Raw genomic sequence first — 21,476 nt, 5'->3', positions numbered from 1 at the left:
TTAACTTGAATAAACATAACCGCGAACTGAAAAGTTCGCGGTTTTTTTACATCAAATGAAAGTTTTATCTCATTTCCTCTGTCATACTTGTTAAGGTTTATACAACGATTCTTAATAGGGAATAAGCATGAATAAGAAGATCGTTTTAGGGATAGTCTTTATTGCCGTAATTGTCGCACTTGCGGTCAATTTTGGTCCATATCTAACGCTTGAAAACGCCAAAGCTCAACAAGCGGCGTTAGGTGAATATATAGAGAACAATTTCATCATTGCGGCAGTCAGCTACTTTGCGCTATATGTATTGGTCACTGCTTTTTCTGTTCCCGGAGCCACGGTAATAACCTTACTCGGCGCAGCACTTTTTGGATTCACTACTGGGCTGATCTTAGTTTCGTTTGCCAGCACCTTAGGGGCTACTCTGGCATTTTTGAGCAGCCGTTATTTACTGCGTGATTGGGTTCAGAGCCGTTTTGGTTCTAAGTTAGAAACGATTAATGACGGGGTAAAAAGAGACGGAGCATTCTATTTGTTCAGCCTGCGCTTGATCCCTGTATTTCCATTTTTCTTGATCAACTTAGTCATGGGCTTAACACCGATTAAGACCCTGCAATTCTATTTGGTTAGCCAGCTCGGTATGCTCCCAGGCACAGCGGTGTTTATTAATGCAGGTACACAGTTGGCTCAGATAGAAAGCTTATCCGGTATCGTATCCCCTACTGTATTACTGTCGTTTGCACTGCTAGGTATTTTCCCTGTCGTCGCTAAATGGGTCATGGGTAAAATTCAAACTTCCGTGCAGAATAAAGCTAGCTAAGTAACCAAGAAGGTCAAATTGCATGAAGTTGTTTTCTGCTTCTATACCACCAGAAGCGCACATCGTATGTGAGCTATTAAAAACACAAGGGATACACTGTGAAGTTCGCGGAGAGGGCTTATTTGGGCTTCAAGGCGAGCTGCCATTTGGGGAAGACAGTGAGCCCTATGTATGGCTGTTAGATGAAAACCAACATCAACAATCGCTAAGCCTCATACAGCAATACCTTGACTCAACGTCCAACGGGCAAACACCTTGGCAATGTAAACAATGCGGTGAATCGATAGAGCCACAGTTTTCTTGTTGCTGGAGTTGTGGTGCACAAGATTTGTAAAGGCTAAGCAAGCTAGGGAAACGGTACTCTGGAGGGATTAAAAGAGTACCGTACGTTAAGAATACGCGTGTTGCTGAATGAACGCGATAGATTGTCTGTTAAAAGCTTCTGGTTTTTCAACATTACAAACATGGCCGCAATTTGGTATTTCGATCAGCGCACTTTTCTTGTGAACTTTTACCATTTCTTTTACCGGTTGGATGAACATATAGTCTTTATCCCCCATTAGGTAAAGCGTGGGTATCGGAATGTCTTGGTCTTTGAAATAGCGCATTAACGGATTAACATCCGCCGCCAGGGTATACCAACGTTTGAATTCTTTTTGGCACAGCTTTTTGGCTTCTCTAATGAAGAGGTGTCGAGACTCTTTTTGGCTGCGTTGAGGCATTACGATATAAGCGAACAAGCGATACAGCCACATATATGGCAAGATGTTTTTGCTCCAATCCCCTAGCTTTACCAATGCTTGTGAACGAGCATTAAAACGGGTTACCGCTCCACCGAGTACCATGCTCGATACTCTGTCTGCCGCTATTTCAGCGACATTACGGACAATGATAGTACCAAGAGACATCCCAACGAAGTGTGCTGATTTTATCTTAAGGTGGTCCATCACTTTCACGACATCTTGAGAGACATCTTTAAACGTATAATCACTGTTAATGATGTCTTTAATTAGTTGATGCGATCGCCCATGACCACGTAGATCTACTAACAATAAATTGAAATGCTCTCGATAGGCCTTAATTTGTTTGAACCAAATAGATGAGCTTCCGCCCGCCCCATGGACGAATACCACCCACTGTTTACTAGTAGGGTGAAGATAGGTTTTATGGAACAGCAAGGCGTCAGACATTCGAATATGCTTATCTATTTATTTTAATAATTGTATTGATGGCAAAATACTACCACATCTGTCAACGTGAGTAATAGTAATGGCTAAAAGCTTAAACTCTTCTATAAATTACAGAGCAAGCCTACCGAGCATCATCGATTTTAAGTGACTCTTTTTCTTGATACTTTCTTATCAGCATCTCAGAACTTCAACACCCACGAACTGCAAAGCATATTGCAACAAATTGCGTCATTCGGTGGTACCCATCAAGATCACAGGGCTAAGGGCAAAAAAAAGACCTCACGAAGAGGTCTTTTATATCAATATAGCTGAACTTATCTTAGTGCCGCACGATACATTTCATCGTACAACTTAGCTGAATCAATCCAGCTGAAATCAGTATTCATAGCATGTAACTGAACACGTTTCATTTCATCTGGTCGCTGAAGATACAATATCAACGCTCGCTGCATAACAGTAAGAAGTGCGAGTGGTTCTGGCTCATCGAAGCTAAAACCGGTCGCCTGCTCAGGGTTCTGATCGTAGTCCACAACCGTATCTTTAAGTCCACCGACTGCTCGTACGATCGGCAGCGTGCCATAAGACATGCTGTAAATTTGGTTCAATCCACATGCTTCAAACTCTGAAGGCATCAAGAAAAAGTCTGATCCCGCTTCAACCAAATGCGCTAGACGATTATCGTAAGCTTCAATAAAGGCAAACTTAGTCGGGAACTTATTGGCTACTTGATGCAGTTGCTGCGCGACTTCAGGCTCTCCAGTACCAACAATAACCAGTTGCACATCATTACGAAGGAACTGCTCCAAAATTGGTAATATATAATGAAAACCTTTTTGATGAGTCAGGCGGCAAACCATGCCAAATACCGGCAATTTTTCGGTTTTTAAACCTACTTCTTCTTGCAAACAGCGCTTATTCAGCCCTTTACCCTTCACCATACTGGTTAAAGTTGGCTTATAATTAGCAGGCAGATGCTTATCCGTAACCGGGCTCCACTCACTGTAATCACAGCCGTTCACTATGCCGTATAGATCTGCACTGCGATGAACAAAGTCGTCTACCATGCCATGAGAGCCTAGAGGTGTCATCAGTTCCGCAGCGTAGTTCGGGCTAACGGCATTGACTTTATCAGCAAACGCCACTCCAGCCCTTAACATGCTAACGTGGCCATAGCCATATTGTAGATGATCCATTCCTGACAGGTTTAACTCAGGAATGATCTCAAGCTCATCATAAGAATAGATGCCCTTAAAGATGGCATTATGCACCGTGAGCACACTACGGATATGTTGATAACGACCATCATGCTCATAACGTGTTTTTAGCAAAAACGGAACCAGCCCCGTATGCCAATCATTTGCATGAATGATGTCTGGATTAATACCCAATTTCGGCAGCATATCTAGGCAAGCAGAGGCAAAGAAACCAAAACGTTCGCCATTATCTGCGTAAGCTTGATTCGCTTCAGCATAAAGCTCAGGTCGGTCAAAATACTTGTCGCACTCCACCGCATAAACATCGACGCCATCAAGCGATAACTTGCGAACTTGATAACCAATATGAGGCCAAAAGTCCAACTCAGTAGAAAGAACAACAGGCGCATCGGACTTTCCTGGCAGTTTTTGATATGCAGGAAGCACTATTGATACATCATGCCCTAATGCTTGAAGTGCTTTTGGCAGAGCCTTAGCCACATCGGCTAAGCCTCCACTTTTGATCAGACCTTCTGCTTCAGAAACAGTAAACCAAATTTTCAATCGATCCATTTTAGAACCCAACTTTCATCCCTTTCTTGACGACAACAATGCCATCAGGAGAAACATGGAATCGTTGTGCGTCTAATTCTAAATCTTCACCAATAACGGTGCCCGGTGCCAACTCAACATTCTTATCAATGATTGCGCGGCGAATTTTACAGCCAGCACCTACTTTAACATCTCCCAATAAGATTGACTCACTGATCATTGAGCCACTTGCCACATTACTGCGGTAACCTAGTACTGATTTGTAGATGTCTGACCCTTGAACGTAGCTGCCACCAGAGATCAAGCTATCGGTTACTTTGTTCACCTTACTTTCGTCCACATCTACGAACGTGGCTGGCGGTAGTGGTGGGTAGTATGTATGCAACTGCCACTTACGGTTATAAAGAGAGAACTGAGGATCTTTGTCTAGTAGATCCATATGAGCCGACCAGTAAGAGTCGATGCTACCTACATCACGCCAATAAGTCGTTTCTTTCTCACCGCTGATTTTATTGGTTGAGAAGTCATAAACGTAAACATTACCTTGTGGGAACATTTTCGGGATGATGTCTTTACCGAAATCATGGCTTGATGTTTCGATTTCTGCATCAATACGCAGCTCTTCACACAAAGCGTCAGATTCAAAAATGTAGTTACCCATAGAAACCAATGCTTCATCTGGCGAGCCAGGAATTGGCTTAGGATTCTGTGGTTTTTCTTCAAAACCGATCATCTTACCGTTTTCGTCTACTTCAATAACACCAAATTCAGACGCCTCAGATAAAGGCATACGGATTGCCGATACGGTTAAACTTGCCTCTACACGCTTATGAAAATCGAGCATTTGGCGAATATCCATTTTGTAGATATGGTCAGAACCAAAAATACAAACTTGATCAGGATCGGCCAACTCGATGAAACGGATGTTTTGGTAAATAGCATCTGCTGTGCCTTCATACCAACGCTTACCATCACGCATTTGAGCTGGGACTGTATCAATGAAACGGTCTGTAATGCCGGATAGATTCCAGCCTTTTTTCATGTGCAGGTAAAGGGATTGTGATTTGAACTGAGTTAACACGTAGATACGCATTAGATCAGCATTAACAAAGTTGTTTAAAGCGAAGTCAATCAGACGGTAGCTACCGCCAAAAGGAACCGAGGGTTTACTGCGTGATTCCGTTAAAGGACGAAGACGTGAACCTTCACCACCCGCAAGAATCATTCCTAGAACACCAGCCATTTTAAATCTCCATATTTATAGTTTTTTAACATCTATGTAAGCAACTAAGTAAATGACTTCATTTTAAGTCTCTAGGCATTGACGTTGACACCTAGATTTACACTTAAAAAACATTTAGAGGGAAAGTTGCTCACACAGTGAGCTCAACTTGTCATAATGAAGAAAAAAGAGGCACTTTGTGTGCATTTTCAATCCATTGAGCAAACCAAGCGAATAATACATATCCAATATCTATTAATTTTTATTTTTGCGTACTTTTATTTATATTTTACAGAGTACGCTTTAATGAAGCCTTTTTAGCGAAATTAATATGCAATTACAATCACTAATTTTAGAATTGTGACAGGTCTTACCACGCAGATACATTATGTAACTGTAACGTTTCACTGGTGTTACAGGGGTGCGTACCAAGATGATTATGTGAGCGACATTTCTTGCCTGAGTAATGATTCAATGTCAGAAGAAGGGAGGGGCTTACTGAAGAGATAGCCTTGGCTATATTCGCACTGCCTTGCGACGATATAATTAAATTGATTATTGGTCTCTACACCTTCCGCGATCACACGTAGATTCAACCCATGTGCGATTGAGAATATCGCATCCAGCAACATTTCATTATCATTTTGTCCTATTTTGGCAACAAAGGAGCGATCTATTTTTAGTTTAGTCAATGGAAGTTCATTCAAGTAGCTAAGGCTTGAATAGCCAGTACCAAAATCGTCAAGTGCGATCTTGATCCCAAACTCTTTCAGTTCTGTTATCTTCCCGATCACGTCCGTATGACTCGATAAAAGAGAGGTTTCGGTGACCTCTAAAGTTAGCAAGTGAGGAGACAATTCATATTGCTCGCACAGAGATTTGACTTGGGCGACGATTTTCGCATCATTGAGCTGTAGTGCAGACAAATTCACTGCAATGTCTTTGAGTAGTACACCTTTAAGGTGCCACTCTTTCATTTGTGAAATTGCTCTCTCCAACACCCAATCGCCAATAGGCAAGATCAAACCTGACTCTTCAGCCACTGGAATAAATTCAGCAGGAGACACCATGCCCCTAACAGGGTGATTCCATCGTATCAGTGCTTCTGCTGATTCATAAAGGCCTGATTCATTGTTTCTTATTGGTTGATAGTAAAGCTCAAATTCTTTATTCCGTAAGGCGGTTCTTAGCTCAGCCTCTAGCTCAAATTGAGCACTGCCAATTTCAGACATAGCTGGGTTGTAGACATTAACAGAGCCACTTGCTTTCTTTTTGGCAAAATAGATGGCGAGGTCAGCACAGCGAATCAAGTCTCCTGCTGTTTCATGGTTATCATCGGTTGAACTGATCCCACAATGAAGTTGGGTTGAATAAGAACCTTTACCCAAAGCGAGTGGCTGAGCCAGTTTAGATCGTAACTCTTCCACTCTTTTTAAAACATCATCTTTCACCGTGTAAGGAATGACATAGATGAACTCGTTGCCTCCCCAACGAGACAAAGCCTCTCCCGCTTCAAGTTGTTTGTTCATGCGTTCAGCTAACTCAACGAGCAGCATATCTCCACATTCATGACCGTAGTGATCATTGACCATTTTAAAATTCTTTATGTCGAGTAAAACGATCGAAAAGTGAAGATTCTGCGCAATTCGTTCAGAGAGAAATTGAAGAATAGAATACCGATTAGGTAAGCCTGTCAAGCTATCGTATTTGGCGTAATATTCAAGTTCTCTCTGATACTCAATTTGTTGAGTGACATTTTCAAACATACCTAAAATTGCAATGAGGTGGTTAGAATCATCGTATATAGCTGAAAATCGCCACCGCAGCACTTTTTCCGCACTTACCCCATCCCTAAAGCTCACTTCTGAAGTTTTCATGCTGGACTTGCCATTTTTGTACAGCTTCAAAAACGATTCAATGGCCCCAAAATGATATTTAACATTGGTATCTAGCTGCTCTATTTTCCGATTTCTTACCTGTTCAAACTCCACGCTAAACACATGGGTGCACTCTGCAGACCATCGCTGAATCCTTAGATCAGGATCCCATTCAACGACACCAAATGGAGAGTTATCGAGTAAGTTATTAAGCCTTTGATAGGTTGTACTCAATTGACGTTCATTTTCAATAACCGTGTTAGTCAATCGTTCTTGGTCTTGAATTACCTGAGTAAACTGCCTGTAGAATACCGATAGCTGATCAAGGCTCGGGCTTTTCTTGTTGTCAAAACGTTCAATGTAACGCTTTGATGCATTCAGCAACGCATAAACAGGCTTTAGCACGTTAGTCGCAAATCCCCACCATAGCAAAGCAATGAAGACGCTATAACCAACTACAAGGCTAACAAGAGCCCTCAAAGCAGAGTGGTGTGCAACTCGGTAAGATTCCTCTGTAGATAAAGAAACAATGAAGTGCGCTTTGGTGTCTGTATTATTAATAATCAATGGCATGCTAACAGCAAGTCGCTTGATGCCTGAAGAGTCAATAAAATCAGTCATATCACCAGACTTAATCAACCCATGAGTGTTCGGATCCCTGCCTGTGCCCGATAATAATTGAGGCAAATCGCTTGTGTAATCTTTACCATCAGATGCGATGACTTCGTGGTTAGCATCAACAATGAGGGCAATTGCATTTTTCGGAAGTTCCAATGTGGTCAGGCGTTGATGCCACCAATCTAATGAAAGCACGGCAACTACCGCCGCGATGACCTCATTTTCTTGATTATAAACCGGGTAAGCAAAGTTAATCGAAGCGATGCCTGCCGCACGATCTTGCTGAAACTGTCCTGCTGAGAATATCTGCTCTTGCACTGCTTGCTGGAAATACAATCGGTCAGATACGTTCACTGAGCGTGACATTCTTGTCGCATTACAAAATAAGTCGCCACTCGCAAGAGGGATACCAATATTTACAATATAGGGACTTAATGACGCCCACTCTTTTACTGCTCGAGTGCATTCATCTGAACTAGGATTTTGGATTTCAGAGCGCACACTGATGGCTTTAAGAAAAAATTCTGTCGAAGAAATGAGCTCAATTTGGTCTTCTAACAATATCTTGGTAAAGGCATGTGCCTGACCGCCAACCCTCTCTTTTTCTTGAGAGAATTGATACCAAATATTCACAACAATAATCAGAAACGCCGGTAGCAATGCCACAAGGGTAATCACCACAAGCCGTGTTTTCAGCGAGCCTCTTAGTCTCAATCTTTCCCCTTAGCCCACAGACTACCCCAATGGATTCATCGAAGTGTCCAATGCAAAAATGACGTTGTTTGAATTATAATTTTATAGATTAAGGTTAGGTGATATTGCCTATTGGTCAAATTTTAAGCCAAAAAAAAGCAGCCAACCGGCTGCTTCATTATTATCTATTTCAGTTATTTAGCTTTAAACGAAAGGTTTCGCTTACTTTTCGTCCGCTTTTGCTTTTGGCTTTTTACGCTTGTCGGTTATTTCCCATTTACCGTCAATGTAAAGGCCAGTCCAGCCTGATGGCTTACCATCAATCTCCGAACGAACGTAATTCTCTTTCGATTTACGACTAAAACGAACCACCGTAGGACGGCCATCTGGATCGGCAACCGGTGCGGTCGTTAGGTATTTAAATTTATCGGTAATACGTTCTTTGTATTCAACCAACTCTTTAACCAACGGCGCACGTGTTTCACGAGACTTAGGAAAGTTACTTGCGGCCATGAACAAGCCAGAAGCACCATCACGTAAAACAAAATAAGCATCTGAGTTTTCACACGGCAATTCAGGGAAATGGACTGGGTCTTCTTTTGGTGGCGCAACATCGCCATTTCTTAGAATCTTACGTGTGTTTTTACAATCTTCGCTGGTGCAATCCATGTACTTACCGAAACGGCCGTTTTTAAGCACCATGTCGCTACCACATTTATCACATTCAACTAAAGGACCGTCATAGCCTTTGACTTTAAACTCACCAAACTCAACCACATAACCTTCACAGTTCGGGTTATTACCACAAACGTGCATTTTACGAGTTTCGTCAATTAGGTACGCGTCCATTGCCGTTTCGCATATAGGGCAACGTTTCTTAGCACGAAGTGCGGCGGTTTCAACGTCTTCTTCAAGTACGTTAATGATGCCTTCTTCGTCGCCTAAGTTAATCGTTGTCTTACAACGCTCTTTTGGCGGTAAAGCGTAACCAGAACAACCAAGGAATACTCCTGTTGATGCAGTACGAATACCCATATGGCGTGAACACGTCGGACATTCAATATCCGTTTCAACGATGTTGTTAGGCTTCATTCCGCCAACTTCTTCGTCAAGTTCCGCTTTTTCCAAATCACCCGTAAAGTCCACAAAGAATTGATCTAGTACGCCAGTCCAGCTTGTTTCGCCTTCAGCTATCTGATCAAGTTTCGCTTCCATACGAGCGGTAAAATCGTAGTTCATGAGGTCATTGAAGCTATCGTCTAATCGATCGCTGACAATTTCGCCCATTTTTTCAGCATAGAATCGACGCTGTTCTACTTTCACATAACCACGATCTTGAATCGTAGAAATGATTGAAGCGTAAGTTGAAGGACGACCAATACCACGCTTCTCTAATTCTTTAACCAATGCAGCTTCTGTAAAGCGCGCTGGCGGCTTAGTAAAGTGTTGTTTAGGGTCAAGCGCCACTAAATCTAATTTATCGCCAATTTGAACTGCAGGAAGGATTTGATCTTCATTCTTGCCCATAGGGCGTTGAACACGAGTCCAACCATCAAATTTAAGAATACGACCTTTCGCTTTCAGTGTGAATTCAGCAGCACGGACACTCAATGTTGTTGAGTCGTATTTTGCTGGCGTCATCTGACACGCGACAAACTGGTTCCAGATTAACTGATACAGTTTATGTGCATCGGCTTCCATACCTTTCAAATCTTCAGTTTTTACATCAACACTTGAAGGACGAATCGCTTCGTGCGCCTCTTGCGCGCCTTCTTTGCTCCCGTAAACTTTTGCTTTTTCAGGCAGGTATTGATTGCCATACTCGCTCGCAATGTATTCACGCAGTGTTTCTACCGCTTCAGAGCTCAAGTTGGTTGAATCTGTACGCATGTACGTGATGTAACCACCTTCATACAAACGCTGCGCTAGCATCATTGTTTTCTTTACGCCGTAACCAAGACGCGTACTCGCCGCCTGTTGCAACGTTGAAGTGATGTAAGGCGCTGATGGCTTGCTGCTCGTTGGGCGATCTTCACGTTTGCAAACTTCGTAGCTTGCTTTTTCTAACGTAGTCACCGCCGAGCTTGCTTGTGCTTCATTGACTGGCTTAAACGCTACGCCGTCTTTTTGAGCTACTTGCAAGCGGAAATCGGTTTGATCCGCTGTTTTGGTATCTGCGTGCACATCCCAAAACTCTTCAGGAATGAACGCATTAATTTCGCGCTCACGTTCAACCAATAACTTAACAGCAACAGATTGGACTCGGCCTGCAGATAAACCACGCGCTACTTTTTTCCAAAGCAGTGGCGATACCATAAAACCAACAACACGGTCCATGAAGCGACGTGCTTGTTGTGCGTTTACGCCATCGATGTTTAGTTCACCAGGAGTTTCAAACGCTTGTTGAATTGCATTTTTAGTGATTTCGTTAAAAACCACACGCTTGTAACGTTGTTCATCGCCGCCGATGATCTCACGAAGGTGCCACGCAATAGCTTCTCCCTCGCGGTCCAAATCGGTTGCGAGATATACGTGGTCAGCGTCTTTCGCTAATTTCTGTAATTCCGCTACAACTTTTTCTTTGCCCGGTAATATCTGATAATTCGCTTCCCACTCATTGTATGGATTGATACCCATTTTCTTAATCAGTGATTTGCGATCTTTTTCTTTCTTGATACGAGCTTTCTCTTCAGGGCTCATGCCTTTGGTAGAGATAGCCGCAGCTTTGGTGCCACTGCTCTGTCCGGCGGTTGGTAAATCACGTACGTGACCTACACTCGACTTAACAATGTAATCTTTACCTAGATACTTGTTAATCGTTTTTGCCTTGGCTGGTGACTCCACTATTACGAGAGATTTACCCATACTGACTCAAACGTCCTCAATTCGATTGCGCTAAACGCATACTATTCTGGTTCATTGCTTCTTTTTTTACTATTGTGCGAGTTTATAAGAAGGTCAACCTGTTTTTTTTAATTCAACGCTAAACGGTCGACATATCATCAATTATTAAGCAATGTCTGTCCTATAATTCGCCGACATACTAATCATGACGTCACACTAACACTAACTTTGTTTAATATTTTTCTGCAATGGCTCACAAAATACAGATTACAGCTTCACTTGAATTTATTATCGTAAGCCCTAAACTAGCGGCAAAAATAATGTGAGGTATTTAACAATGAGCAAGAAAAAAATTAGTGAATTCGATTTACTTTTGATCGCCAACCAAATGATCCAAGAGCATGCTGATTACCTCGAAGGCATTCGCGCAACATCGGTTGAAGAAAAAGAAGATGTTCTGGTATTCAAAGGCGATTATTTTTTGTCCGAACAAGGGCTTCCAACAGAAAAAACAACCGCTGTATTCAACATGTTTAAATACCTTGCACACCAGCTTTCAAAAGAATTCAGCGTTGATTAATAGTCAACAAAAAAGCCTTAGTGTCTGACTAAGGCTTTTCCTATTCTTCTAGGCCATTATTGACTCAAACCTGCTAACTTTTCGAAATAGTCTGGGAACGTTTTCGACGTACACTTTGGATCGTTAATAGTCACAGGTGTATCACTGAGCGCCACTAACGAGAAACACATAGCAATTCGGTGATCGTCATAGGTATCGATAGCTGCATGTGTGAGCGAAGCAGGTGGAGTAATGGTGATATAATCTTCACCCTCCTCGACTTGTGCACCGACTTTACGAAGCTCTGTCGCCATCGCAAATAAGCGATCCGTCTCTTTTACACGCCAGTTATAAACGTTACGAATAGCCGTTGTACCTTCAGCAAACAAAGCCGCTGTAGCAATGGTCATTGCGGCATCTGGGATATGGTTAAAATCCAAATCAACAGCTTTAAGTTTGCCTTTTCTCGCAGTAACGTAGTCATCACCCCATTCTATTTCTGCACCCATTTTTTCGAGTGCGTAGGCAAACTGTATATCGCCTTGAATGCTGTTTTTACCAATGCCAGTTACTTTAATCTCACCGCCCTTAATCGCCGCAGCCGCTAAGAAATAAGAGGCAGAAGACGCATCACCTTCGACTAAAAAATCACCTGGGGCAATATAACTTTGGCCTGTTGGAATAACAAACGACTGGTAATCGTTATTGATCACTTCAACACCAAATTGCTTCATGATGTGCAAAGTAATATCAATATATGGCTTGGAGACTAAATCGCCTTCGATATTGATCGTTACTTCGCCGTTAGCAAGTGGCGCAGACATCAAGAATGCAGTTAAGAACTGACTAGAAATTGAGCCATCAATAGACACGGTACCCGCCTTTAAACCAGTAGATTTAATTTTAAGCGGCGGGTAGTTTTCACTCTCCAGGTACTCGACATCAGCCCCAGCAGTTTTCAACGCGTCAACAAGGTGGCCAATTGGGCGCTCCTTCATTCGCGGCTCACCAGTTAGTACGTATTCGCCTTCCCCTAAACACAAAGCCGCAGCTAGAGGGCGCATCGCTGTACCGGCATTGCCTAAAAACAACTCCATTGCTTGCGAGGTTTTAAAGGCATGACCAAGCCCTTCGACTTCACAAACTGTTTTATCTTCAGACAGTTGGTAAGAAACACCGAGTTTAGTAAGTGCGTTAAGCATATGGCGAATATCATCACTGTCTAATAAGTTCGTTAGACGAGTGTTGCCCTTAGCAAGAGCCGCCAATAAAAGGGCTCTATTCGATACGCTTTTTGAACCGGGTAGATTAACTTCACCCGATACCACTTCAATAGGTTGTAAAGTAAGGCTTTCCATTTAGTGTATGTTCTTCCTGTGCGTGCTCACGTTAACCGCACGTGAGCATTTAAAATTCTTCGTACTTGCAGACTAGCGAAAAAGAATTGCCTTGGCTAGAGGCTGTCTTGCTTTGCTAGTACATTTTTTACCAAAGCCTATCTAGGGAGCGCAATCAGTAAGCGATATCGACCCGAACACCATTGCTGAAGTATAAGATTCGCACCGAATCTCCTCGCTCGAACAACATATTGCTATCTACATCTTGGATCACATCGACCAAATCTCCCTTATCGGTTTTAATCAGTATTTCAACCAGTTTATATTCCACGCTATATTGTTGTTCAGCGCGATTTTTTGCAATTCCAGCACCCGCAACAGCGCCGACAACAGTCGCCACTTCTTTGCCTCTACCGCCTCCGAATTGATTACCCACTAAACCACCAATCGTGGCGCCCAGCAAGGTATCCCAACCCGACGATTTTGATTCTATGATTTCTTTTTGAGAAATGTACCTCACTGAATCCACTTTGCCGTACACTACTTCCTCAACTTGCCTTGCTTGATTTCGGCTATATCCTGCTTGAGCAAAAAAAGGCACAAGTAACACCAATAAAAACCAATTTCTCATTATACTTACCTCTAAAAAGTGTCAGAATAAAATCATGACGATATATCTACCAGAACTCAGCGGAAACCCTGAGAACTTCCCACCTTGCCATGAAGCACTTGAAGATCCTGATGGCTTACTTGCTATGGGGGGCGACTTGCACCCTAAACGGATACTGGCTGCCTATAATCAAGGTATATTTCCATGGTTTAGCGACGGTGACCCCATTTTATGGTGGAGCCCAAAAGTACGTGCCATATTTGATCCTAAGACATTCAAACCGGCAAAAAGTCTCAAAAAGTTTTTCCGGAAGTCCAATTATCGGGTCAGCATTAATCAAGCTACACACGACATTATCCGGTTATGCGCCGACACGCGACCAGCAGAAGAGACCTGGATTCTACCTGAGATGCAACAAGCTTACCAAGCGTTGGCAGACTTAGGCCGCTGCCACTCCGTGGAGGTATGGCAAAATAATGAAATTATTGGCGGGCTTTATGGGCTGCAAATTGGTCAGGTATTCTGTGGTGAGTCAATGTTCAGCCTACAGACCAATGCGTCTAAGATCGCCTTGTGGCACTTATGCGAACATTTGAATCGTCATGAGGGGGTTTTAATCGACTGCCAAATGATGAATGAACACCTAGAGTCGCTGGGAGCGATAGAATGTCTGAGAAGTGATTTTTTACAAGAACTCAGTACTCTACGTAATAAAGAGGTATCGAATGGATGTTATGAACCTCAATGGTTGCTCAGCCCACAATCCGAGGAGTTGACGTGAACGAGAAAGACAAAACGTTAATTCGAATTGGATTGACTGAAAATCACCCATGCAGCTATTTAGAAGATCAACAAGAGCGCGTTGCCGTCATTATGGATGAAAAGCTGCATACTAACTCAGGTTATGAGCTGTTAATGGCAAATGGATTTCGGCGCAGTGGTGCTACTATTTATAAACCCCAGTGTGATGAGTGCCAAGCATGTCAGTCTTTGCGTGTAAATATTGCTGGCTATAGTCCTTCAAAGAGCCACAAGCGCTTAATTGCTAAAGCGGGTGATATTGAATGGGAAATGAAAGATGAAATGGACCCTAATTGGTTTGAATTATATGAGCGTTATATTAACCAGCGCCACCGTTCTGGTTCTATGTTTCCTCCCAAACGTGAAGAATTCTCCGAATTTTCCAAAAATCAGTGGTTAAATACAAAGTATTTGCACGTATACCAAGCTGAAGAACTCATCGCAGTTGCCATTACAGACGTCATGTCTGACTGCTCATCGGCTTTTTACACTTTTTTTGACCCAGATAGTGAGATTTCTTTAGGCACCCTCTGTGTGCTATTGCAAATCGCACATTGTAAGCAGAGTGGGAAGCAGTGGCTATATTTAGGCTATCAAATCGACGATTGCGCCGCCATGAATTACAAAGTCCGCTTCCAACCTCATCAAAAGCTAGTAAATAAGCAGTGGCGGGGGTAGAATACGCCGCAACTTTACTTTTTATATTTTTAAGGGCACTATTCGTCCGTTAAAAAATAATGCCTAATTTCTAAAGAGGATTAAATGGCTAAAGAAGACGTAATCGAGATGCAAGGCACTGTCCTTGACACTCTACCGAACACTATGTTCCGTGTTGAGCTTGAAAATGGTCACGTAGTGACGGCTCACATTTCTGGAAAAATGCGTAAGAACTACATCCGAATTCTTACTGGTGACAAAGTTACTGTAGAGATGACTCCCTACGACCTGTCGAAAGGCCGTATCGTCTTCCGTGCTCGTTAATCTTTCATAGAGCACTTCGCTTTATATTGATATGAATTCCAAACGGAGCTTAGCGCTCCGTTTTTTATTGCTCAAAACCTTCATTATCGTCCTCGTCTGATGTAACAAGTTAACAAGCTCGTACTTTTACCAATACCCCTTGTAAGACCTTACCTAGGCCCATAGAGCCTCAGTATCCGATATATATAGACAAGCACCTGCAAACAAACAAAAAAAGCGCACTGTCTCCAGCACGCTTTTTAATTAATTGATTCTAACTAGCCTAACTAGTGAATAGCTTCTTCTTCATTTTCATAATGAAAAACAAGTTCATTATCTTTCAATGAAACACGAACAGCACCGCCCTTCACCAGTGAACCAAACAAGAGTTCGTTGGCTAACGGTTTCTTCAAGCTCTCTTGGATAGCACGAGACATTGGACGCGCACCCATTGCTTTATCGTATCCTTTGTCTGCCAACCAATGACGAGCATCTTGAGATACCTCCATTGATACGCCACGAGCATCCAACTGAGCTTGTAGTTCAACAATGAATTTATCAACGACTTGATGGATCACTGTTTCGTCTAAGCTGTTAAACCAAATGACATTGTCTAGACGGTTACGGAACTCTGGCGTGAATACTTTTTTGATTTCACCCATCGCATCAAAGCTGTGATCTTGTTGGATAAGACCAATGGATTTCTTCTCTGTTTCAGCCACTCCCGCATTAGTCGTCATCACCAAGATAATGTTGCGGAAATCCGCTTTGCGGCCGTTATTATCTGTAAGTGTGCCGTTATCCATAACCTGAAGTAAAAGATTAAAGATATCTGGGTGTGCTTTTTCGATTTCATCCAGCAACACCACAGCATGAGGGTGTTTGATGACTGCGTCAGTTAACAGGCCACCTTGGTCGTAACCGACATAACCTGGAGGAGCGCCAATCAAACGACTCACCGAATGTCTTTCACCGTATTCCGACATATCAAATCGCAGTAGTTCAACTCCTAATAGTTTAGAAAGTTGTACCGTCACTTCTGTTTTACCCACCCCAGTAGGGCCTGCAAACAAGAATGAGCCAACGGGTTTATGATCCGCACCTAAACCTGCACGGCTTAGCTTGATGGCTTCAGATAACACTTCAATGGCTGGATCTTGTCCGAATACCAACATTTTCATTTTGCTTTCTAACTTCTGCAAAATGTCTTTATCAGTAGAAGAGACCGATTTTTCTGGAATACGAGCCATTTTCGCAACCATGTTTTCGATGTCTGACACACCCACGGTTTTCTTACGACGGCTAGCGGGTGTTAAACGGCTACGAGCACCCGCTTCATCAATAACATCAATCGCCTTATCAGGCAGGTGACGCTCATTAATGTACTTAGCTGAAAGCTCTACCGCAGCACGTACAGCTTGTTTGGTATAACGAACATCGTGATGCTCTTCATACTTAGGCTTCAGCCCCATAAGGATTTTAGTTGTGTCGTCTAACGACGGCTCTACCACATCAATTTTTTGGAATCGACGCGACAATGCACGCTCTTTATCAAAAATATTGCTGTATTCCTGATACGTCGTTGAGCCAATACAACGCAGCTTACCGCTGCTAAGCAGAGGCTTGATTAGGTTAGCAGCATCAACTTGCCCACCGGAGGCAGCACCAGCACCAATGATGGTGTGAATTTCATCAATAAACAGTATTGCGTCGTCTTCTTTTTCTAGCTGCTTCAAAATCGCTTTAAAACGTTTTTCAAAGTCACCACGATATTTAGTACCAGCAAGCAGTGAACCAATGTCCAAAGAATAAATCACGCTGTCTTGAATAACGTCTGGCACTAACCCCTCAACAATGCGCCACGCAAGACCCTCTGCGATGGCTGTTTTACCTACGCCCGCTTCACCCACCAGCAATGGGTTATTTTTTCGACGGCGACATAAAACCTGAACCGTTCGTTCTAATTCTTTGTCGCGGCCAATCAATGGGTCAATGTTTCCCTGACGAGCAAGATTGTTGAGATTCACAGCAAAGTTTTCTAAACGATCTTCTGAATTCGCTTCTTCCGCAGGGCTTTCTTCACCAAACATATTGGATGACGAAGAGGCATCTTCTCCACCTTGTGGTGATTTAGTTATGCCGTGAGAGATAAAGTTAACGATATCTAAACGACTGATGTCATTCTTTTTCAAAAGGTAGGCAGCGTGAGACTCTTGTTCACTAAAAATAGCGACGAGGACATTGGCTCCGGTAACTTCGCTGCGCCCTGAAGACTGGACATGAAAAACGGCGCGTTGAAGAACTCGTTGAAAACTCAAGGTTGGTTGAGTTTCTCTGGTCTCGTCATTTTCTGGAATGAGAGGCGTGGTTTGATCGATGAACGCATCCAGCTCTTGACGTAAAACATCAAGATCGGCCTGACACGCTTTTAGTGCTTCCTGGGCTGCTTCGTTATCGAGTAAGGCGAGAAGCAGATGTTCAACCGTCATGAATTCATGACGTTTGTCTCTCGCACGAGCAAAAGCACTGTTTAGGCTCGATTCTAGTTCTTTATTTAGCATAAGTACCTCCCAAAAGAACAACTTTCGTTGCTCACGCAGGCTCTATGCCTGCTCCATTGTACATAACAGCGGATGTTCGTTTTCATTAGAATGCATAGTGACTTGCGCCACTTTGGTCTCAGCAACTTCGGCAGTAAATGTACCGCATATTGCTTTCCCATCGTAATGTACTTTGAGCATCACTTGTGTTGCTTTTTCCAAATCCATAGAAAAGAAACGTTCAAGTATTTCGATTACAAAATCCATCGGTGTGTAGTCATCGTTATTTAAAATTACGTTGTACATTGCCGGCGGACGGATTTCGGTTTTTTCTTTCTCCAGTAAATCTGAGTCTGGAGTGACCCATTCATAATGTTTGCTCATGGTATCGTCGGTTGTTGCGAAGATGCGAAAGTAAAATGCACTCCCAAAAAACACCTTCTATTTAAGACTAATGCAGCAATTGTATCCCTGCAAATAAAACATTGCTATTGGGTTAGCACAAAGAATTGCAAACCCATTGTAATGATAGAACTATCACTCCATTAGTTATGTGAACTCCTACAAGCCCGCAAAGCCGTTAGTTACAAAATTGTTAATCTCAAAAATGAAATCTTTGTCAAATTGTTAGACTTTATTCACAAAAACTATTGACTAGTGAAACTCATTGACTAAATTGTGTGCTGGTGCGTTAAAAATTAGATCGTCCCAAATGGACGTTCATCACAATTGTAAAGCGCACTAATCAGTACAAATAGTAAGCGTCGACGTAACAACATCAGTTAGTAACGAATGCATGAGGGATGTAAAGCATGGCTACAGGTACAGTAAAATGGTTCAATAATGCCAAAGGATTTGGGTTTATTTGTCCAGAAGGAGAGGATGGCGACATTTTTGCTCATTACTCTACAATCAAAATGGATGGGTATCGCACGCTAAAAGCAGGCCAACCCGTTGCCTATGAAGTAGAAAAAGGGCCAAAAGGTTCTCATGCAAGTTCTGTCGTCCCTATCGAAGGCGAACCCGCAAAATAATTGGCTTTGTTAAGTCCAACATTTGTATGAGCACTTGAAACCCGCATTTAGCGGGTTTCGTCATTTTTGTTCTTTCAAAACGCCATTCACAACATAATTCTATTTAGTCCGAGAGTCCGAACCGTTTAAACGCATAAAAAAACCGCCTAACAGAATAGGCGGTTTTGAGTGTTTAGATTGCTAAAACTATTAAGCTTGGTCAATCACACCATTAAGCAGCGAACTAGGACGCATCAAAGACGCAACTTTCTCGTCATCTAGCGCGTAGTAACCGCCTAAGTCTCCAACAACGCCTTGTGCATCGTTAAGCTCGGCAACGATAGCCTGCTCATTGTCAGCCATTTGTTTTGCAATTGGCGCAAACTGTGCTGATAGCTCACCATCTTGTGCTTGATCTGCTAACGCTTGAGCCCAGTAAGTCGCCAAGTAGAAATGGCTACCACGGTTATCAAGTTCATTAACACGGCGTGATGGAGATTTATTCAAATCTAGGAACTGGCCAGTGGCCTTATCCAATGCATCAGCAAGAATTTGAGCGCGCTTGTTACCAGATACCTGGCTCAGGTGCTCTAGAGAAGCCGCTAAGGCTAAGAACTCACCTAATGAATCCCAACGTAGGTGATTTTCTTTTTCAACCTGCTGAACGTGCTTAGGCGCAGAACCACCCGCTCCGGTCTCAAACAGACCACCACCATTCATGAGTGGGACAACCGAAAGCATTTTAGCTGACGTGCCAAGCTCTAGAATTGGGAATAAATCCGTTAGATAATCACGAAGAACGTTGCCCGTTACAGAAATGGTATCTAGGCCTTCTTTGATACGTACGAGTGAGAACTCGGTCGCGGCTAGCGGTGCCAAGATTTGAATATCTAGGCCATCGGTATCATGGTTTGGCAAGTAAGCATTTACTTTCTTAATCAGCTCTGCATCGTGTGCGCGATTTGCATCTAGCCAGAAAATAGCTGGAACACCAGTCGCACGTGCACGTGTTACTGCAAGCTTAACCCAATCTTGAATTGGCGCGTCTTTTACCTGACACATACGGAAGATGTCGCCTTCTTCAACATCTTGCGTTAGCAATACGTTTTCAGAAGCATCTACTACTCGAATCACACCCGCCTCTTCCAAAATGAAAGTCTTATCGTGTGAACCATACTCTTCTGCTTTTTGAGCCATCAGGCCAACATTTGGTACGCTGCCCATTGTTGTCGGATCAAATGCACCATTCTTTTTACAGAAATCGATAACCGCTTGATACACGCTTGCGTAGCAACGATCTGGGATCAAAGCTTTAGTATCTTTCAGCTTGCCATCTGGGCCCCACATTTGGCCAGATGAGCGCAACATTGCTGGCATTGATGCATCAACAATAACGTCACTTGGTACGTGTAAGTTAGTAATGCCGCGATCAGAGTCGACCATCGCCAGCGGTGGCTGAGTTTGGTAAACCGCTTCAAGTGCTGCTTTAATCTTTTCTTGTTGTGCTTCAGGTAGTGCGGTGATTTTTGCGTACACATCACCAATACCGTTATTAACATCAACTCCGATCTTATCAAAAACGTCACCATATTTAGCAAATACGTCTTTGTAGTACACTTTCACCGCATGACCAAAAATCACAGGATCAGAGACTTTCATCATGGTTGCTTTTAAGTGTAGCGACAACAATACATCTTGTTGTTTTGCTTCTTCAATTTGAGCTTCAAAGAAAGACACCAATGCCGATTTGTTAAGAACAGATGCATCGATGATTTCTTGATCTTGTAGCGCAAGATCCGCTTTTAGTACGCTCACATCACCATTGCTAGCGACAAACTCAATACGTGCGTTCGTTGCGCCATCAATCGTGACCGACTTTTCGCTACCAAAGAAGTCTTTATCGTCCATGCTTGCTACATGAGATAGAGATTCTGCACGCCATGCACCCATTGAGTGTGGGTTTTTCTTCGCATAGTTTTTAACCGAAGGTGGCGCTCGGCGATCTGAGTTACCTTCACGAAGTACAGGGTTTACTGCACTGCCCTTGATCTTGTCATAAGTTGACTTAACCGCACGCTCTTCATCTGTTGTTGCTTCTTCTGGATAATTTGGAAGTGCGTAACCTTTCGCTTGCAGCTCTTTAATTGCCGCTTGCAACTGTGGAATAGAGGCGGAGATATTTGGTAACTTAATGATATTTGCTTCTGGAGTTTTCGCTAATTCGCCCAACTCGGCCAAAGCATCACCAATGCGTTGCTCTGCCGTTAAATAGTCAGGGAAGTTCGCAATAATACGCCCTGCTAATGAAATGTCGCGAGTTTCTACATTGATTTCTGAAGAAGCAGTGAAAGCACGAATAATAGGAAGCAACGAATACGTTGCGAGTGCTGGAGCTTCATCAGTAATGGTGTAGATAATTGTCGGCTTGTTTGTTGGCATGAAATTTCCCTATAAATTCTAACAGCAGCTACTGGATGAGAAATAGACTGCATAATTGTATCGCTAGCCAGTACGAAATCGCCCTAACAAAAGAGTGATCGTGGTTTACACATCCTCTATGACTGACTACGATTTTTGCAAACACCTAACTGTTTATCATACTATTTAAAAGGTGTCGCGCTTTTGTAACTCACTTATAATTAAACAATTGCGT

Annotated in this window: 17 protein-coding genes; 7 read left to right on the top strand and 10 right to left on the bottom strand. The window is 42.8% G+C overall.

Annotated elements, in window-relative coordinates; all coding sequences use genetic code 11:
* Window positions 1–127: 127 nt before the first annotated feature.
* Window positions 128–814, top strand: a complete 687-nt coding sequence (locus QWZ04_RS05700; RefSeq protein ID WP_290325842.1) for a TVP38/TMEM64 family protein — start codon at window positions 128–130, stop codon at window positions 812–814.
* 22 nt (window positions 815–836) lie between these two features.
* Window positions 837–1,148, top strand: a complete 312-nt coding sequence (locus tag QWZ04_RS05695) for a putative signal transducing protein (RefSeq protein WP_290325840.1) — start codon at window positions 837–839, stop codon at window positions 1,146–1,148.
* 55 nt (window positions 1,149–1,203) lie between these two features.
* Here QWZ04_RS05695 and QWZ04_RS05690 read toward each other — a convergent pair whose 3' ends face one another.
* The 5 genes from QWZ04_RS05690 to topA all read right to left on the bottom strand — a co-directional run bounded on the left by QWZ04_RS05690 (window position 1,204) and on the right by topA (window position 11,024).
* Window positions 1,204–2,004, bottom strand: a complete 801-nt coding sequence (locus QWZ04_RS05690) for an alpha/beta fold hydrolase (RefSeq protein ID WP_290325838.1) — start codon at window positions 2,002–2,004, stop codon at window positions 1,204–1,206.
* Window positions 2,005–2,318: 314 nt separating this feature from the next.
* Window positions 2,319–3,770: a glycogen synthase GlgA gene (gene glgA / locus QWZ04_RS05685; RefSeq protein WP_290325836.1), complete on the bottom strand. Its 1,452-nt coding sequence runs from the start codon at window positions 3,768–3,770 to the stop codon at window positions 2,319–2,321.
* 1 nt (window position 3,771) lies between these two features.
* A complete protein-coding gene (gene glgC / locus QWZ04_RS05680; protein ID WP_290325834.1) occupies window positions 3,772–4,992 on the bottom strand; it encodes a glucose-1-phosphate adenylyltransferase in 1,221 nt (406 codons plus the stop codon).
* A gap of 416 nt (window positions 4,993–5,408) precedes the next feature.
* Window positions 5,409–8,180, bottom strand: a complete 2,772-nt coding sequence (locus QWZ04_RS05675; protein WP_290325832.1) for an EAL domain-containing protein — start codon at window positions 8,178–8,180, stop codon at window positions 5,409–5,411.
* 201 nt (window positions 8,181–8,381) lie between these two features.
* Window positions 8,382–11,024 (bottom strand): type I DNA topoisomerase, encoded by a 2,643-nt coding sequence (gene topA / locus QWZ04_RS05670; protein WP_290325830.1) that lies wholly within the window; start codon window positions 11,022–11,024, stop codon window positions 8,382–8,384.
* Window positions 11,025–11,340: 316 nt separating this feature from the next.
* On the opposite strand from topA, the gene QWZ04_RS05665 reads away from it, so the two are divergent.
* Window positions 11,341–11,583, top strand: a complete 243-nt coding sequence (locus tag QWZ04_RS05665; RefSeq protein ID WP_290325828.1) for a YciN family protein — start codon at window positions 11,341–11,343, stop codon at window positions 11,581–11,583.
* 56 nt (window positions 11,584–11,639) lie between these two features.
* Here QWZ04_RS05665 and aroA read toward each other — a convergent pair whose 3' ends face one another.
* Window positions 11,640–12,920 carry a 3-phosphoshikimate 1-carboxyvinyltransferase gene (gene aroA, locus QWZ04_RS05660; protein ID WP_290325826.1) on the bottom strand — a complete coding sequence of 427 codons (1,281 nt, stop codon included), beginning with the start codon at window positions 12,918–12,920 and terminating at the stop codon, window positions 11,640–11,642.
* Between the two features lie 154 nt (window positions 12,921–13,074).
* A complete protein-coding gene (locus tag QWZ04_RS05655; protein WP_290325824.1) occupies window positions 13,075–13,530 on the bottom strand; it encodes an outer membrane lipoprotein in 456 nt (151 codons plus the stop codon).
* A gap of 34 nt (window positions 13,531–13,564) precedes the next feature.
* Between QWZ04_RS05655 and aat the strand changes: the two genes are divergently transcribed.
* The 3 genes from aat (at window position 13,565) to infA (ending at window position 15,291) form a co-directional block, all read left to right on the top strand.
* On the top strand, window positions 13,565–14,290 hold the full coding sequence (aat, locus tag QWZ04_RS05650) for a leucyl/phenylalanyl-tRNA--protein transferase (protein WP_290325822.1): 726 nt from the start codon (window positions 13,565–13,567) through the stop codon (window positions 14,288–14,290).
* Window positions 14,254–14,988: an arginyltransferase gene (locus tag QWZ04_RS05645; RefSeq protein WP_435433585.1), complete on the top strand. Its 735-nt coding sequence runs from the start codon at window positions 14,254–14,256 to the stop codon at window positions 14,986–14,988. Before aat ends, QWZ04_RS05645 begins: the two co-directional genes overlap by 37 nt.
* Before the next feature lie 84 nt (window positions 14,989–15,072).
* Window positions 15,073–15,291: a translation initiation factor IF-1 gene (gene infA, locus QWZ04_RS05640; protein ID WP_001040192.1), complete on the top strand. Its 219-nt coding sequence runs from the start codon at window positions 15,073–15,075 to the stop codon at window positions 15,289–15,291.
* Window positions 15,292–15,557: 266 nt separating this feature from the next.
* On the opposite strand, the gene clpA is transcribed toward infA, so the two are convergent.
* Together clpA and clpS are read right to left on the bottom strand one after the other, a co-directional pair.
* Window positions 15,558–17,831, bottom strand: a complete 2,274-nt coding sequence (gene clpA / locus QWZ04_RS05635) for an ATP-dependent Clp protease ATP-binding subunit ClpA (protein ID WP_290325818.1) — start codon at window positions 17,829–17,831, stop codon at window positions 15,558–15,560.
* 42 nt (window positions 17,832–17,873) lie between these two features.
* Window positions 17,874–18,194: an ATP-dependent Clp protease adapter ClpS gene (gene clpS / locus QWZ04_RS05630; protein WP_290325816.1), complete on the bottom strand. Its 321-nt coding sequence runs from the start codon at window positions 18,192–18,194 to the stop codon at window positions 17,874–17,876.
* A 428-nt stretch (window positions 18,195–18,622) separates the two neighbouring features.
* On the opposite strand from clpS, the gene cspD reads away from it, so the two are divergent.
* Window positions 18,623–18,844, top strand: a complete 222-nt coding sequence (gene cspD / locus QWZ04_RS05625) for a cold shock domain-containing protein CspD (RefSeq protein WP_102522267.1) — start codon at window positions 18,623–18,625, stop codon at window positions 18,842–18,844.
* Window positions 18,845–19,033: 189 nt separating this feature from the next.
* On the opposite strand, the gene QWZ04_RS05620 is transcribed toward cspD, so the two are convergent.
* Window positions 19,034–21,262: an NADP-dependent isocitrate dehydrogenase gene (locus QWZ04_RS05620; protein WP_290325812.1), complete on the bottom strand. Its 2,229-nt coding sequence runs from the start codon at window positions 21,260–21,262 to the stop codon at window positions 19,034–19,036.
* Between the last annotated feature and the right edge of the window lie 214 nt (window positions 21,263–21,476).

The organism is Vibrio tapetis subsp. quintayensis (assembly GCF_030409945.1).
Lineage (GTDB): Bacteria > Pseudomonadota > Gammaproteobacteria > Enterobacterales > Vibrionaceae > Vibrio > Vibrio quintayensis.
Note: the sequence above shows the minus strand (reverse complement) of the source record. Positions and strands in the feature narration are given on the sequence as shown.